General features: G+C 67.1%; 14 protein-coding genes. 9 read left to right on the forward strand and 5 right to left on the reverse strand.

All coding sequences use genetic code 11. From position 1 onward, the window contains the following. On the forward strand, positions 1-102 hold a 102-nt coding region (locus AC2VOG_RS10665), incomplete at its 5' end, for an undecaprenyl diphosphate synthase family protein (protein WP_486939875.1). A 74-nt stretch (positions 103-176) separates the two neighbouring features. After that, positions 177-1,538 (forward strand): hypothetical protein, encoded by a 1,362-nt coding sequence (locus AC2VOG_RS10670; RefSeq protein WP_486939864.1) that lies wholly within the window; start codon positions 177-179, stop codon positions 1,536-1,538. A gap of 16 nt (positions 1,539-1,554) precedes the next feature. Here the strand turns inward: AC2VOG_RS10670 and AC2VOG_RS10675 are convergent, their stop codons facing one another. Then, positions 1,555-2,118 (reverse strand): YbhB/YbcL family Raf kinase inhibitor-like protein, encoded by a 564-nt coding sequence (locus AC2VOG_RS10675; protein ID WP_486939865.1) that lies wholly within the window; start codon positions 2,116-2,118, stop codon positions 1,555-1,557. A 10-nt stretch (positions 2,119-2,128) separates the two neighbouring features. Further along, the gene (locus AC2VOG_RS10680; RefSeq protein WP_486939866.1) at positions 2,129-3,070 is read right to left on the reverse strand and encodes an SAM-dependent methyltransferase; all 942 of its coding nucleotides are present in this window, start codon (positions 3,068-3,070) and stop codon (positions 2,129-2,131) included. 79 nt (positions 3,071-3,149) lie between these two features. Between AC2VOG_RS10680 and AC2VOG_RS10685 the strand changes: the two genes are divergently transcribed. Next, on the forward strand, positions 3,150-3,593 hold the full coding sequence (locus tag AC2VOG_RS10685; RefSeq protein ID WP_486939867.1) for a MarR family winged helix-turn-helix transcriptional regulator: 444 nt from the start codon (positions 3,150-3,152) through the stop codon (positions 3,591-3,593). 150 nt (positions 3,594-3,743) lie between these two features. Further along, entirely contained in the window at positions 3,744-4,163 is a 420-nt protein-coding gene (locus AC2VOG_RS10690; RefSeq protein ID WP_486939868.1) for a hypothetical protein, read from the forward strand. Between the two features lie 220 nt (positions 4,164-4,383). Here the strand turns inward: AC2VOG_RS10690 and AC2VOG_RS10695 are convergent, their stop codons facing one another. The 3 genes from AC2VOG_RS10695 to AC2VOG_RS10705 form a co-directional block, all read right to left on the reverse strand. Then, positions 4,384-6,075, reverse strand: coding sequence for an NAD-binding protein (locus AC2VOG_RS10695; protein WP_486939869.1), 1,692 nt, complete (start codon positions 6,073-6,075; stop codon positions 4,384-4,386). A 161-nt stretch (positions 6,076-6,236) separates the two neighbouring features. Then, positions 6,237-7,175: a type I pantothenate kinase gene (coaA, locus tag AC2VOG_RS10700; protein ID WP_486939870.1), complete on the reverse strand. Its 939-nt coding sequence runs from the start codon at positions 7,173-7,175 to the stop codon at positions 6,237-6,239. A gap of 31 nt (positions 7,176-7,206) precedes the next feature. Continuing rightward, positions 7,207-8,127: a DMT family transporter gene (locus AC2VOG_RS10705; protein ID WP_486939871.1), complete on the reverse strand. Its 921-nt coding sequence runs from the start codon at positions 8,125-8,127 to the stop codon at positions 7,207-7,209. Between the two features lie 103 nt (positions 8,128-8,230). On the opposite strand from AC2VOG_RS10705, the gene AC2VOG_RS10710 reads away from it, so the two are divergent. The 5 genes from AC2VOG_RS10710 to AC2VOG_RS10730 form a co-directional block, all read left to right on the forward strand. Beyond that, positions 8,231-9,451, forward strand: coding sequence for a DUF885 domain-containing protein (locus AC2VOG_RS10710; protein ID WP_486939872.1), 1,221 nt, complete (start codon positions 8,231-8,233; stop codon positions 9,449-9,451). Between the two features lie 156 nt (positions 9,452-9,607). Next, the gene (glyA, locus tag AC2VOG_RS10715) at positions 9,608-10,891 is read left to right on the forward strand and encodes a serine hydroxymethyltransferase (protein WP_486939876.1); all 1,284 of its coding nucleotides are present in this window, start codon (positions 9,608-9,610) and stop codon (positions 10,889-10,891) included. Between the two features lie 63 nt (positions 10,892-10,954). After that, a complete protein-coding gene (locus AC2VOG_RS10720; RefSeq protein ID WP_486939873.1) occupies positions 10,955-11,785 on the forward strand; it encodes an acyl-ACP desaturase in 831 nt (276 codons plus the stop codon). Between the two features lie 329 nt (positions 11,786-12,114). Next, a complete protein-coding gene (phoH2, locus tag AC2VOG_RS10725) occupies positions 12,115-13,410 on the forward strand; it encodes an RNA 5'-3' helicase PhoH2 (protein ID WP_486939877.1) in 1,296 nt (431 codons plus the stop codon). A gap of 22 nt (positions 13,411-13,432) precedes the next feature. Continuing rightward, on the forward strand, positions 13,433-14,295 hold an 863-nt coding region (locus AC2VOG_RS10730), incomplete at its 3' end, for a polysaccharide deacetylase family protein (protein WP_486939874.1).

Consider the following 14,295-nt stretch of genomic DNA (forward strand, 5'->3'; position numbering starts at 1 on the left):
GAGATGTGGTTCACCGAGGCGCACTGGCCCGCATTCCGCCGGGTCGACTTCCTGCGCGCGCTGCGCGATTACAGCCAGCGGCATCGCCGCTACGGCGCCTGACCCGGCGATCGCGAGCGCGGCGTGAGCCGGGTGCGGCGGGTCGCCGCCGTCGGCACAGTGCCACACTGAAAGGCATGGCTGCGCTATCGGCCTTGGTGTTTTGCGTCAGCTGGTGGCTGGGGCTGTACCTGCTGGGTAGAGATCCGCGCAAGCCGGTGCTCGTGCTGGCGGCGCTGGGTTTGTGCAGCTTCGCGGTGGCGGTGGCGCTTGATGCGGTGCGGCTGGTGACCCACTCGGCGTTGCTGGGCCACGTCGAGATCTATCTGGTCGCCGTGCCGGGTGTGGCCTGGTTCGCGGTGCTCCTGGAGATCGCCCGCGCGGACGACAACGGGCGCGGCCGCACCATCGAGGTGCTGCTGGTCGGTGGCGCCGGCGTGCTCACCTTGGCCGGCGCGGCAATGGCCGGCACGGTCGAGGGCCCGCTGCGGGTCGGCCACGTGGTGATGAGCATCGTGATCTCGGTGTCGACGTTGGGCGCGATGGTCGTTACGTTGCGGCGACGGACCCGGAAGATCCCGCTGGTCGGGCTGGTGATCACGGCGACGTTGTTCTTCGCGCTGGCCAACGCGATCCTGATCATGCCGCTGGGTCTGGTGCCGAGTTGGCTGGCGCTGGCCTCGACGGGCTGCGACGTGCTGGGGCTCGGTGTGGCGGTGGCGCTGTGGGACGCGTTCGACGAGGGTCAGGCACTGCGTGCCGATATGCTGCGCTCGTTCACCGGCACCGGTGCAATCGCGACGCTGCTCGGCGGTCAGGTGTTGATCGGCCTCGCGGTGACCTCCCGGCAGACCACGACGCAGACCGCGCTGACCGTACTGCTGTTCACCAGCCTGGCGATCGCACTGCCCGTTCAGGTGCTGGCCGACCCGCTGGCCGGGCTGTTGGACCGGCTGGTGTTCTCCCGATCGCCACTGTTGCGTGCCGATCGAGAAGCGTTGCGGCGCACGCAGTCCGCGCTGCCGCTGCGGTTGGCCGATCCGCTCGACGGCGTCGACGACGAGACGTTCGCCCGGCTGACCCGTCGCGCCCTGGGCCACTACGGTGACTTGTCCAAGCTGGTCGCCAACCCGTTGACCGCACTGCCCTGCATCGACGAGCGGCTGGCCGCCCGTGGCGCACCCGATCAGCCGCTGGAGCGGGCCATCGAACTCAAGGCGCTGCTGGCCGACCGGATTGCGGCGCTCAAACCGCGCGACGGCGGCGACTTCGGCACCAGCGAGCAGTGGCGCCACTACAACTCGCTGTATTTCCCCTACGTCGTCGGTGTGCGCGCCTACGCCCAGAACGCCACCGCCGCGGGGCTGGATCCGACCGCGCGTCAGGCGTGGCAGTGGTTGGTCACCGAGGTGCCGCAGCGCTCGCTGCATAACTGGCAGAACGCCGCGGCCAGGCTGATCGCCGCCGATCTGCGCGGCCGGGTGGCCGTCTCCAGTTAGCGGGCCAGAAGGCTGCTTACGGGATTTCGTAGGTGCCGTCGAGTCGGGCGCGCGCGACGACGTGTCCGGTCATCGCCCGGAGGACATCAGCGAGGCCGAAGGTGTCACCCAGCTCCGTTCGATGGTCGAGGGCGAAAAGCTGGAACACGTAGGAGTGCGGTCCGTGCGAGGGGATGGGCAACGGGCCGGCCCAGCCGCGACGGCCAAGGGCGGCCTTTCCGTGTTTGAACCCCGGAGTCGGACTGGGACTGCTGAGCCCATTCTCGGAGATGCCCGGCCATGACGGGTCGATGCCGACGGTCAGGCCGTGGGTGCTGGCCTTGCCAAACGGTACGTCAGGGTCTTGCACGATGAGCACGAGTTCTACGGCCCCGGCCGGCGGTGTCGTCCAGGCAATTGCCGGTGAAATGTTGGCGCCGAATAGTCGACCGCGATGCCGCTCCGGGATCGAAGCGCCGTGGGCGAAGGCGGGGCTGGTGAGGGCGAAGTTCTCCGGCGCATACAGGTCCGGATGGGCCCAGACCAGGGTGTGGTGTCCGACGCGGCGGTTGCGCAGCGCGCGGCCTAGGAGGCCGAGCATGGTCATTTCCTTATTCCGCGTTTGTGTCGAGGGTCCCGCTGACGTAGACGTGGTCGCCCATCCGGGCGTCTTCGCCGTCGAATGGCGCGAGCCCGCAGGCCGCGAACAGGTCGTGGGCGGTCCGGGTGGTCACATCCCAACCACGGTCGGCGAGATAAGGGGCCACCTCGTGACGCTCGCCGAAGTAGACCAGGTTGGCCATGTCGGGATCGAAGCCGTGCACTCGCCAGCGGTCCGAGATGCGTTGCATGCGCTGCTTGAGGTCTCGCTCGTCGTCCGGCCCGGAATTGGTCTCGCTCCCGGTGGCCAGGCGGCTGCCCGGTGCGCTCAGTTCGGTGATGGTGTCCAGCAGGCGGTCCTGCGCCTCGGGCGGGAGGTAGCCGAGCAAGCCCTCGGCGCTCCAGGCGGTCGGCTGGTTCGGGTCGAAACCGGCGCTGCGAAGCGCGGCGGGCCAATCGTCACGCAGATCAGCCGGAGCCACCCGCAGTTCGGTGGCCGGTGCCGCGCCGCACTCGGCCAGCACCCGAGTCTTGAACTCGATGACCTCCGGTTGGTCCACCTCGTAGACCACCGTCCATGCAGGCCACGTCAACCGGTAAGCCCGGGAATCCAGTCCTGAAGCCAGAATCACGACTTGTTCGATACCCGCGTTCGTCGCTTCCAGGAAGAACTCGTCGTAGAACTTGGTGCGAGCCGTCGCCATGTCGGCCAGGCGCGCCCCGTCGGCGACATCGCCCAATTCGGCCGGGTCGAGATCGCCGGTGGCCAGCCGGGTGAGCAGGTCGACGCCGACCGCCCGGACCAGCGGTTCGGCGAACGGGTCGTTGATCAGCGGACGCTCCGCGCGGGTCGCCATCGCGCGGGCGGCCGCCACCATCGTCGCGGTCACACCGACGCTCGATGCGAGGTTCCAGGAATCACCGTCATATCTCGATGAGTTGGTGGACGTCATGTCTTGCTCCGATCTGATTCGTGAGGCTGGCCATCTTTTAGGTAACCTAAAGACCATCTTGTAGGTACACTAACGAATCGTGGAGACAGATGCAACCGGAGAGCTCGACGAGTCGGGCCTCGGCGTTCACGTGCGATCAACGGTGTGGCGGCTCTACCGCAGATTTCGCAGTGAACGTCCAGAAGGCAGCCTCGGAGACAAAGCTCTCGAGGTTCTGACCAGGCTGCACAAGCACGGACCGCAGACTCTCACCCAGCTCAGCGAATACGACCAAGTCGCTCCTGCCTCGATGAGTCAGAACGTCAACCGGCTCACCTCTGCCGGCTACGCGATTCGCACTCCCGACCCGAACGATCGTCGGAAGGTGCTGTTCAGCACCACTCCTGAAGGCGACGAAATCGCTCTCGCCGCCCGCGTTCACCGCCACGCCTGGCTGGATGCCCAACTCGGGGCGCTCAGCCCCGAGGACAAGAACGCGATCGCCCGCGCCTGCGTGCTGCTGGGCAACATCGCCGGGCAATGAGACTTTAGGTCAGCTAGCAACGGAATACCTGGTGTGGATCACGCCGTTGACCAGCAGATGGCAGTGCCTGGCAGCGCCGAGTGTCGATCTGGCAGTCGCTGGTCGGCAGGCTCAGAGGTGTTCCACCCGGATATCGCAAGGAGTTCCGACATGACCGCTGTTACTCCATTGGCCGCCCGGCCCTTCGACGACTCGACCGACTCGCTGCTGCGCTTCGCCATGCGGCTCGACGCGACGCTGAGCGGCGCGGCCGGCCTTTTCATCGCGGTGCTGGCGGACCCGCTCGCCACGTTGACCGGCCTCAGTTCTGTCGCCGAATTCAGCGGCGGCGCGTTGCTCGCGCTCGCCGGCCTGGCGGTGTACGCCCTCGCGGCGGCACCCGATCTGCGCCGGGTGGGCCGCGGCTTGATCGCCGGCAATGTCGCGTTGACGGTGGCGACGCTCGTCGTGCTGGCCGTGGGGGTCCTGCCGCTGACTGACGCCGGAGTCGCCGCGATGTTCGCCACCAGCGGCTACTTCGCGCTGATGGGCTACCTGCAATACCTCGGAGTGCGCCGACTGTCGGCGTGACTCCCGTCCCGCCGGTGCGGGGCGCCGCCGTCAGAGGTTGCGGTGGGCGTCCCCGCATCGGCCTGTGCCCGGCGGCCGCGCAGGTTTCGCAATTTCGTGACCGCCGTTCTGAGGCGTCGCGGCTCTTAGCGGGCTTCACCCCGTCGTGCGAACGCCGGCACGCCGCCCGATGGCCGCTCATGCCGGCCGGTTCGGCTGGTCGGTCAGTTCGACTGAGTGCTCAGGGACACTGCCCCTTGCTTAATGTGTTCAGCAGCTCCCGATATGGGCCCAAGAGATAGATGGTGTCGCCCGGTTTGAGGCGGATATCGCCCGGCGGGTGCAAGATAGGCAGCCCATCGGTCTGAGTGATCGCGATGACCCGAATGGGGGCGGACAAGGCGGCCAGGGGCACGCCGTCGAAGTCACTGTTGCTCGTCACGTGCATCGCGCCGACCACGAAGGACAGCTGCCCCACCGAGAACGTGTCCAGCACCTGCAGGCCCATTGCAGCACCGACGAACCAGGGTGCGGCGAGTTCGATGGTCGACCGGGTGTTGACGAAGCCGAATCGCTGCGCCAGTGCGACGCCCATCGCCCGATCCGAGACCCGCATCACCAGCGGAACGTCCGGCTTTCGAACGGTCGGCACCAACTGGCGGTCGAGCATGTGAGCTGCCACAATGCCGGTCTCAATGTTCGCCATGTCGTCGCCGGTCAGCATCGCCACCGCCCGAGCGTGCTCCACCCGCGCCGCGTGCAACGTCTGCGACAGGGTGGCGTCGCCGAATATCACGGGAACGTTGAGATCACGCGCCGTCGCCAAAAATCGGTTGCCCTCGTCGCGTTCGATCGCGGCGACAGCGTAACCGGCGGCGCTCAAGTCGCTGACCACACGAATCCCGAGCGTGCCCAATCCGACAACGACGACGTGATCCTGCAAGACACTCACCGCGGCACGTTGGGCGGTGACGAAGAAGCGGCGCGACAGCAGTAAGTCGGCGACGAAGGCCACCAGCAACGCGACGATGCTTGCTCCCCCGAACATCATCCCGATCGCGAACAGCCGCAGCCATGCTGGTTGGCTTACGAAGGCAAAGTCGCCGTAGCCGGTGGTGCTGACGGTTTCGACGGTGAAATACAACGCGTCGATCCAATTCATTCGCGGGTGCCGGTAGCCTAGCCGCAAGACCATTGTGGAAACGATTGTCAACACCAGCACGCCGGCCAGCACCGGAAAGAAAGCGGGGTTCAGGTCGTTGACGAGGGCGCGGAAGGCATTGACTGCTCGACGCACTCGTCGTTGGAACGACGACGTAGGCTGGCTTGGGTCCGCAAGGGCCAGACCTTGGGTGTCCGCCTCGTCGCTGGTAGCCAGCAGCACCGTCCAGTCGCTGGCGCGCACTCTGTGGTCGGGGCCTGGGCAAACGTCCACCTCGCCGGGAGTGGGGGAGTTCTCACCGTGCGTCACTGCCACCGGTCTGACATCGCCGTACAGTTCTCGCAACGTGCCGTCCCGCGGCGCTTCATTGCCGGAGATGATGAACTGCGCCCCGGCCGCCTTGACGATGTGCACCGCGTCGGCCAGACACGCTTTGACGATCGACGGCGCCGCGAGGTCGGCGACGTCGAGTATCGCACCTGGGCCGTGGCCATCGCTCAGCGCTTCACGCAGCACGTCGTTGCCCAGTCGTGCCACGACGTGTATGTCGGGGTTCGCCTTCCTTGCCAGCAAGGCGATCTCGAGATTGCTGGCTTCGTCGTCTCCGGCGCAGACCACGGCACGCGCATGCGCGATCCCGGCATCGGCGAGGTCGCCCTCGGTGTCAACCTGCGTGTGGTCGAGCCTGGCAACGGCAGCTCCGGCATTTTTGAGTTCTTCGACTATCGTCGTCGTCAACGCACCGCTGCCGGTCACGATTACTTCGTTCATTCCATCACCTCAGGTATTTCGGCGGTATGTCCGCGCGACCAATGGCCCTGCATCCGCAGGTCACCGCAGCGCGGTTGACGGGTACCCCGAGATCCGGCCTCCGTGTGGGAAGCCGCACGGGCAGTCGAACTGAACTGGTTGCAGGTCATCCGCAGGAGGCCTTACAGCTTGCGCAATCGCAACCGGTTGATCGAATGGTCGGCGTCCTTGCGCAGCACCAGCGTGGCCCGTGGGCGGGTCGGCAGGATGTTCTCGATCAGGTTGGGCCGGTTGATCGAACGCCAGATGTCGCGGGCCGCGACCTCGGCCTGCTGGTCGGTCAGCCCCGCATAGTGGTGGAAGTGCGACGCGGGGTTGGCGAACGACGTCGAGCGCATCGCCAGGAACCGCGAGATGTACCACTGCTCGATGTCCTCGATCCGCCCGTCCACGTAGAGCGAGAAATCGAACAGGTCCGACACCATCAGCGTCGGTCCGGTCTGCAGGACGTTGAGGCCTTCCAGGATCAGGATGTCGGGATGGCGGACCACCTGCTTGGCGTCCGGCACCCGGTCGTAGTGCAGATGTGAGTACACCGGCGCGCACACGTAATCCGAGCCCGATTTCACCGACGTGACGAAGCGCATCAGCGCCCGCCGGTCGTAGCTCTCCGGAAAACCTTTGCGGTGCATCAAGTTTCGACGGGCCAACTCGGCGTTGGGGTAGAGGAATCCGTCGGTGGTCACCAGATCCACGCGCGGGTGGTGATCCCAGCGGGCCAGCAGCGCCTGCAGCACACGTGCGGTTGTCGACTTGCCGACCGCTACGCTGCCGGCCACACCGATGATGAACGGCACCGGCCGGTCGGGATTCTGCTGTGGCTCACCGAGGAACTCGGCGGTGGCGGCGAACAGTCCCTGGCGGGCCGCGACCTGAAGGTGCAGGAGCCGCGCCAGCGGCAGGTAGACCTCTTCGACCTCGCGCAGGTTGACCTGCTCGCCGATACCGCGCAGGCCGACGACTTCTTCTTCGGTCAGCGGCTGCGGCGTCGACATACGGAGTGCGCGCCACTGACGTCGATCGAACTCCACATAGGGGCTCGGCTCGCTGGGCCGCGGCATGGCAATCAGTCTTGCAGCCGTTGGCGCGCCGTCAGCGGCTGGGGCAATGAACCCGATCGGTCGACCGCCTGATGGAGCGTCGCGCCTTGACCCGGTGAGTTGTGGCGACGGCGTCCATGCGCGCGAGTTCGACGGTGGCTGCCGTCATCACCGCCGCTGCACCTGCCAGCGCGATCAACCCGATCCGGCCCGTTCGGAGCGACTCGCCGAGGACGGCAACCCCCAGTGCGGCCGCCACCACGGGCTGGGACACCTGCAACGTCGGCATCGATGCGGTCAGGGCGCCGGCGCGGAACGCCGACTGCTCCCAGGCGAAGCCGCCGATCGCGACCAGCAGCCAGGCGTACAGCTGTGGCTCCCGGGCCACCGTCCACCCGTCGTCACCGAGTCGGGAGACGACTTCTTTGGTCAGCACCGCAAAGACGCCCCAGAGCGAGCCCGAGACGAAGGCGTACATCACTGCAGCGACGGTGCCACCCCAGATTCGGGCGGTCACGACGCAGCCGATCAGCAGCGGTCCCAGCACCGCCGCCACCGCAACCCAGGCGTGCGCAGGTGCGCGCGAATGACCGGCCTGTGGGTTGCCGACCGTGACGATCACGATCACCGCAGCAGTCAGTACGGCCGCCCAGATCCATTCCCGAGCCGTCACCGTGCGGTCGGACAGCCGCGCGCTGACAGGCAATGCGAAAAGCAGCGAAAGGACCAGCAATGCCTGTACCAACAGCACCGAGCCGTGGCCCAGCGCCGCCGCTTGCAACCCGATGCTCAGCAGGATCAGCGTGACACCCACCCGCCAGCGCCGATTGCCCAGCAGCGTCACCAGCAACCGACGGTTGCTGAGAGATCTGTCGGTAATTCGGTGCGCGGCGCGCTGTTGGAGGACGTCGCCGACCGCGACGCACAGCGCGGCTCCCAAGGCCAGCAATGCGGCCAAGTTGCTTGTGGTCATAAATTGTCTACTCCGTCGATCGTTTATCGGTAAGCCGCCGGTGGCCGGCGGCACGGGACCGCGAGTCGAGTACCCGTTCTGACGACGAGATAGCGTTAAGGGCGTGCGTTCCGCCACCGACGCTACCGCGCTGATCCGCGAGTACCTGCTCCTCGGTTTGCGCTTCGACCGGATCGAAGCGGGCTACGTCGACGCTTTCACCGGTGACCCGGCGCTGCGCCAGACGGTGGCCGCCGAGCCCGCACCCGACGCGGCCGACCTGGTCCGCCAGGCCCGGCGGCTGATCGAGGCCTTGCCGGACGTGCCACGGCGCAACGGATTTGATCAGCAGCGCGCCGACTACGTGGGTGCCCACCTGCGGGCGCTGGAATGCGCGGCCCGCAAGTTCGCCGGCGCCGACATCGGGTTCGTCGACGAGGTGCACGCCTACTTCGACGTGCGCATCGCCAAGGGCGACACCGAAACCTATCGCCAGGCGCACGCCCGCCTCGACGACGCGCTCGGCGGCAGCGGTCCGCTGGCCGACCGGATGGAAGCGCATCGGGTCGGCGAGGAGATCCCGCCCGAGCGGTTGGCGACCTGCATCGAGGCATTCTCCAGCGCGCTGCGCGATCGGGTCCGCGCTGACTATCCGCTGCCGGACACCGAGACCGTCGAGTACCAGGTGGTGACCGACAAGCCGTGGTCGGGCTTCAACTACTACCTGGGCGACTACCGCTCGACGGTGGCAGTCAACGCCGACCTCAAACAGCTGATGTCCAACCTTCCGCGACTGGTGGCCCACGAGTCCTACCCCGGGCACCACACCGAGCACTGCCGCAAAGAGGCCGGCCTGGTCAACCGCAAGGGTCAAGCCGAGCAAACCATCTTCCTGGTCAACACCCCGCAGTGTCTGATGGCCGAGGGGCTGGCCGACCTGGCCCTGTATGCGGCGATCGGCTCGGGCTGGGGGAGTTGGGCAGGCGAGATTTACGCCGATCTGGGCCTGCGATTCGACGGCGCGCGCGCCGAAGCGGTGGCCGAGGCGTCCGCGGCGCTGGCCGGTGTGCGTCAGGACGCCGCGTTGATGCTGCACGACGAACACCGCGACGCCGACGAGGTGGCGGAGTTTCTCCGGCGCTGGCTGCTGGTCAACGACACCCGGGCCCGGCAGATGCTGCGGTTTCTGTCGTCGCCGTTGTGGCGTGCCTACACCAGCACCTACGTCGAGGGTTATCGGCTGCTGCGCGGCTGGCTCGATGATCGCCCCACCGACGTCAGCCTCGTCGAGCGGTTCGGTCGGTTGCTCGACGAGCCGTTCGTCCCGTCTGGGCTGCCCGCGTGAGGTTCGCCGAGCGTGCACTGAGTGCGAATCCGCCGACGGATTTTCGGACTGGATGCACGCTCGGCGGCGTCGACGAGCCGTTCGTCCCGTCTGGGCTGCCCGTTTAGACTGGTGGGCGTGACTGCCGCACCCGACGCCCGTACCACCTCGTCCTTGATGTCCGCGCCCTTGGCCGACGTCGACCCCGACATCGCCGAACTGCTGGGCAAGGAGCTGGGCCGCCAGCGCGACACGCTGGAGATGATCGCCTCGGAGAACTTCGTGCCGCGCGCGGTGCTGCAGGCCCAGGGCAGCGTGTTGACCAACAAATACGCCGAAGGTCTGCCGGGGCGCCGCTACTACGGCGGCTGCGAGTACGTCGACGTCGTGGAGAACATCGCCCGCGACCGGGCCAAGGCGCTGTTTGGCGCAGATTTCGCCAACGTCCAACCGCACTCGGGTGCTCAGGCCAACGCCGCGGTGCTGCACGCGCTGATGTCGCCGGGGGAGCGGCTGCTGGGCCTTGACCTGGCCAACGGCGGTCACCTCACCCACGGGATGAAGCTCAACTTCTCCGGCAAGCTCTACGAGAATGCCTTCTACGGCGTCGACGCCACCAGCCATCTGATCGATATGGACGCCGTGCGCGCGCAAGCGCTGGAATTCCGGCCGAAGGTGATCGTCGCGGGTTGGTCGGCGTACCCGCGCACGCTGGACTTCGCCGCGTTCTCCTCAATCGCCGACGAGGTCGGCGCGAAGCTCTGGGTGGACATGGCGCACTTCGCCGGCCTGGTTGCCGCCGGCCTGCACCCGTCGCCGGTGCCGCACGCCGACGTCGTCTCCACCACCGTGCACAAGACGCTGGGCGGCCCGCGGTCCGGGTTGATCATGGGCAAGCAGGAGTACGCGAAGTCGGTCAATTCCGCGGTGTTCCCCGGCCAGCAGGGCGGGCCGTTGATGCATGTGATCGCGGCCAAGGCGGTGGCGCTGAAGATCGCCGGCACTCCGGAGTTCGTCGAACGCCAGCAGCGCACGCTGTCCGGCGCCCGGATCATCGCCGATCGACTGCTGGCGGCCGACGTCGCCAAGGCCGGCGTCTCGGTGGTCAGCGGCGGAACCGACGTGCACCTGGTGCTCGTCGACCTGCGCGACTCGCCGCTGGACGGTCAGGCCGCCGAGGACCTGCTGCATGACGTCGGTATCACCGTCAACCGCAACGCGGTTCCCAACGACCCGCGGCCCCCGATGGTCACGTCCGGGCTGCGGGTCGGCACCCCGGCGTTGGCAACCCGCGGCTTCGGTGACACTGAATTCGCTGAGGTCGCCGACATCATCGCCACCGCGCTGGCTGCGGGAACCTCCGCCTCCGACGGTCAAGTGTCGTCGCTGCGCGACCGTGTCACCCGGCTGGCCAGGGAATTCCCGCTGTATGACGGCCTGGAAGACTGGTCGCTCGTTTAACCGGGCGACGCGCAGCCACGTCGGATTTCACGATAACTGTGTACGCGGGTTATAGTTACTTTTATGGCAGTCAAACCTGTTGCTGACGCGTTGATGCTCGAACTCGAGCCCGTGGTGGGCGAGAACATCGATCGCCACCTCGCGACCGAGCAGATCTGGTTCGCCCACGACTTCGTGCCGTTCGACCAAGGCGAGAACTTTGCCTTCCTCGGGGGACGCGACTGGGATCCCTCGCAGGTGAGCTTGCCGAAAACCATCACCGACGCGTGCGAGATCCTGCTGATCACCAAGGACAACTTGGCCGGCTACCACCGCGAGTTCGTCGAGCACTTCATCCTCGAGAACAACTGGGGCCAGTGGATCGGCCGGTGGACGGCCGAGGAGCACCTACACGCGATCGCGCTGCGCGAGTACTTAGTGGTGACCCGCGAGGTCGACCCCACCGCCAACGAAAACGTGCGCTTTCAGCATGTGGCGGAGAAGGGCTATCGCGCCGACCACTACTCGAAGATCGAGACGCTGGTGTTCATGGCGCTCTTCGAGGGTGCGCACGCCCTGTACTGCAACAACCTGGCAGCGCAGATCGAGGAGCCGGTGCTGGCCGGACTCATCACCCACATCGCGCGCGACGAAACGCGGCACGAGGAGTTTTTCGCGAACCTGGTGGCGCATCTGCTCACCTACACCCGCGAGGAGACGATCGCGGCCATTGCTGCGCGCGCGGCAGAGATCGACGTCGTCGGCGCCGATATCGACGCCTACGCCGACAAGGTGCGAATTGTCGCCGAGGCAGGCATTTTCGGGCCCGACCAACTCAAGCGTGTCATTTCCGACCGCATCACCGCCTGGGGCGTGGCCGGCGAGCCTTTGTTGCGCCAGTACGTCGTCGGCTAGCCACGGAGCTTGTTTCGCCGGCGGGGCCTTCCGGCGCGCCTGCGCGGCGCGGATGCGCCAACGCGGGTACCGTCGCAATCGATGGCTAGCGACATGCTCTGCTATCCGGGCGGCGCCTCTCGACTCGACTTCGAAAGGACCGCCGGCCCCGGTCCTTGCGCCGCGGCCCCCGCCGATTCGTCCGTGCGGGCCGCACGGGCATCCAGCCCGGTGGGAACGTCTCGTGCGCATGGGTGGCGGTGGGGACTCCACCCGCATGCGGCGGCGAACCGGGCGATGAGTTTTCAGGAGCGCTCGTGACTGATTCTGCAGCGGTTTCCCAGGACTCCATCAGGACCTACGTGCTCGACACGTCGGTGTTGTTGTCCGATCCGTGGGCGTGCTCCCGCTTCGCCGAGCACGAAGTCGTGGTTCCGCTGGTGGTGATCAGCGAGCTGGAGGCCAAGCGCCATCATCACGAGCTGGGCTGGTTCGCCCGCCAAGCATTGCGCCTGTTCGACGATCTCCGCATCCAGCACGGCCGCCTGGATAAGCCGATTCCGGTTGGGGCACAGGGCGGAACGCTGCATGTCGAACTGAATCACAGCGATCAGTCGGTGTTGCCGGCCGGGTTCCGCACCGACACCAACGACTCCCGCATCCTGTGCTGCGCGGCCAATCTCGCGGCCGAAGGCAAGCGGGTCACACTGGTAAGCAAAGACATTCCGCTGCGCGTCAAAGCGGGCGCAGTGGGCCTGGCCGCCGACGAGTACCACGCGCAGGACGTCGTGGTGTCCGGCTGGACCGGCATGACGGAGCTGGAAACCAGCGCCGATGACATCGACGTATTGTTCGCCGACGGCGAGGTCGACCTGGAGGGTGCACGAGACCTGCCGTGCCACACCGGTATTCGGCTGCTGGCCGGCAGTTCGCACGCTCTCGGCCGGGTGAACGCGCACAAGAAGGTCCAGTTGGTCCGCGGCGACCGGGAAAGTTTCGGACTGCGCGGCCGCTCCGCCGAACAGCGGGTGGCCCTGGATCTGCTGCTCGACGAGTCGGTGGGCATCGTGTCGCTGGGCGGCAAGGCCGGCACCGGCAAGTCGGCGCTCGCACTGTGCGCCGGCCTGGAGGCCGTATTGGAACGGCGCACCCAGCGCAAGGTGGTCGTGTTCCGGCCGCTGTACGCGGTCGGCGGCCAGGAACTCGGCTATCTGCCCGGCAGCGAGAGCGACAAAATGGGTCCGTGGGCTCAGGCCGTCTTCGACACCCTCGAAGGACTGGCCAGCCCGGCGGTGCTCGAGGAAGTGCTGTCCCGCGGGATGCTCGAGGTGCTGCCGCTGACCCACATCCGGGGTCGCTCGCTGCACGACTCCTTCGTGATCGTCGACGAGGCGCAGTCGCTGGAACGCAACGTGCTGCTGACCGTGCTGTCACGGCTGGGGACGGGATCGCGGGTGGTGCTCACCCACGACGTAGCCCAGCGCGACAACCTGCGGGTCGGTCGCCACGACGGGGTCGCGGCGGTCGTCGAAAAGCTCAAAGGGCACCCGCTGTTCGCGCACATCACCCTGCATCGCAGCGAGCGGTCGCCGATCGCGGCGCTGGTGACCGAGATGCTCGAAGAAATCAGCGGCGCCCCGATCTAATCGGGACCGGTAAACTCCGGGCGTGCCGAAGCGACCCGACAGCCAGACATGGCGGTACCTGCGTACCGTCGGCGGCGTCGCGGCAGCCGCGGCGATCGTCGTGGGCGGAGTGCTCACCGGACACATCCGGTTCGCCCACGCCAACGACGCCGTTGACTGCGCACAGGTCAAGTGCGTGGCGCTGACGTTCGACGACGGGCCGACTCCGTTTACCGACCGGTTGCTGGGCATCCTGACGGCCAACAACGCCAAGGCAACGTTCTTCGAGATCGGCAACAAGGTCGCGGCCAACCCGGCCGGTGCCAAGCGGGTCGTCGAGGCGGGCATGGAACTGGGCAACCACACCTGGGAACACCCCAACATGACGACGCTGCCCGCCGCCGACGTGCCCAGCCAGTTCTCCCGGGCCAACGACGCGATTGTCGCGGCCACCGGGGTGACGCCGAAGCTATGGCGTCCGCCGGGCGGGTTGACCGATCCGGCCGTCAACGAGCAGGCCGCCAAAGCCGGTCTGGCGGGAATCCTTTGGGACGTGATCCCTTTCGACTGGATCAATGATTCCAACACCGCGGCCACCCGGCAGGTGTTGATGACCCAGATCAAGCCGGGCTCGGTGGTGCTGCTGCACGACACGTACTCCAGCACGGTCGACCTCGTCGAGCAGTTCATCCCGGTGCTGAAGGCCAACAACTACCACCTGGTGACGGTCAGCCAACTGCTCGGGCCGCGGGCTCCGGGCAGCGTTTACGGGTCGCGGGAGAACGGACCGCCGGCCAACGCGTTGCACGACATTCCGGCCTCGCAGATCCCGTCGCTGCCGAACACGCCGTCGCCGCCGCCGATGCCGAACTTCCCGATCACCGACGTGGCTGGCCAGAATTCGGG

This window comes from Mycobacterium sp. TH-M11 (genome assembly GCF_057473725.1).

Coding starts and splice junctions, on each gene's coding strand:
- AC2VOG_RS10690 (WP_486939868.1), top strand. CDS start 3,744: ATGACCGCTGTTACTCCATTGGCCGCCCGGCCCTTCGACGACTCGACC.
- AC2VOG_RS10680 (WP_486939866.1), bottom strand. CDS start 3,070: ATGACGTCCACCAACTCATCGAGATATGACGGTGATTCCTGGAACCTC.
- AC2VOG_RS10670 (WP_486939864.1), top strand. CDS start 177: ATGGCTGCGCTATCGGCCTTGGTGTTTTGCGTCAGCTGGTGGCTGGGG.
- coaA (WP_486939870.1), bottom strand. CDS start 7,175: ATGCCGCGGCCCAGCGAGCCGAGCCCCTATGTGGAGTTCGATCGACGT.
- AC2VOG_RS10720 (WP_486939873.1), top strand. CDS start 10,955: ATGGCAGTCAAACCTGTTGCTGACGCGTTGATGCTCGAACTCGAGCCC.
- AC2VOG_RS10675 (WP_486939865.1), bottom strand. CDS start 2,118: ATGCTCGGCCTCCTAGGCCGCGCGCTGCGCAACCGCCGCGTCGGACAC.
- AC2VOG_RS10705 (WP_486939871.1), bottom strand. CDS start 8,127: ATGACCACAAGCAACTTGGCCGCATTGCTGGCCTTGGGAGCCGCGCTG.
- glyA (WP_486939876.1), top strand. CDS start 9,608: ATGTCCGCGCCCTTGGCCGACGTCGACCCCGACATCGCCGAACTGCTG.
- AC2VOG_RS10695 (WP_486939869.1), bottom strand. CDS start 6,075: ATGAACGAAGTAATCGTGACCGGCAGCGGTGCGTTGACGACGACGATA.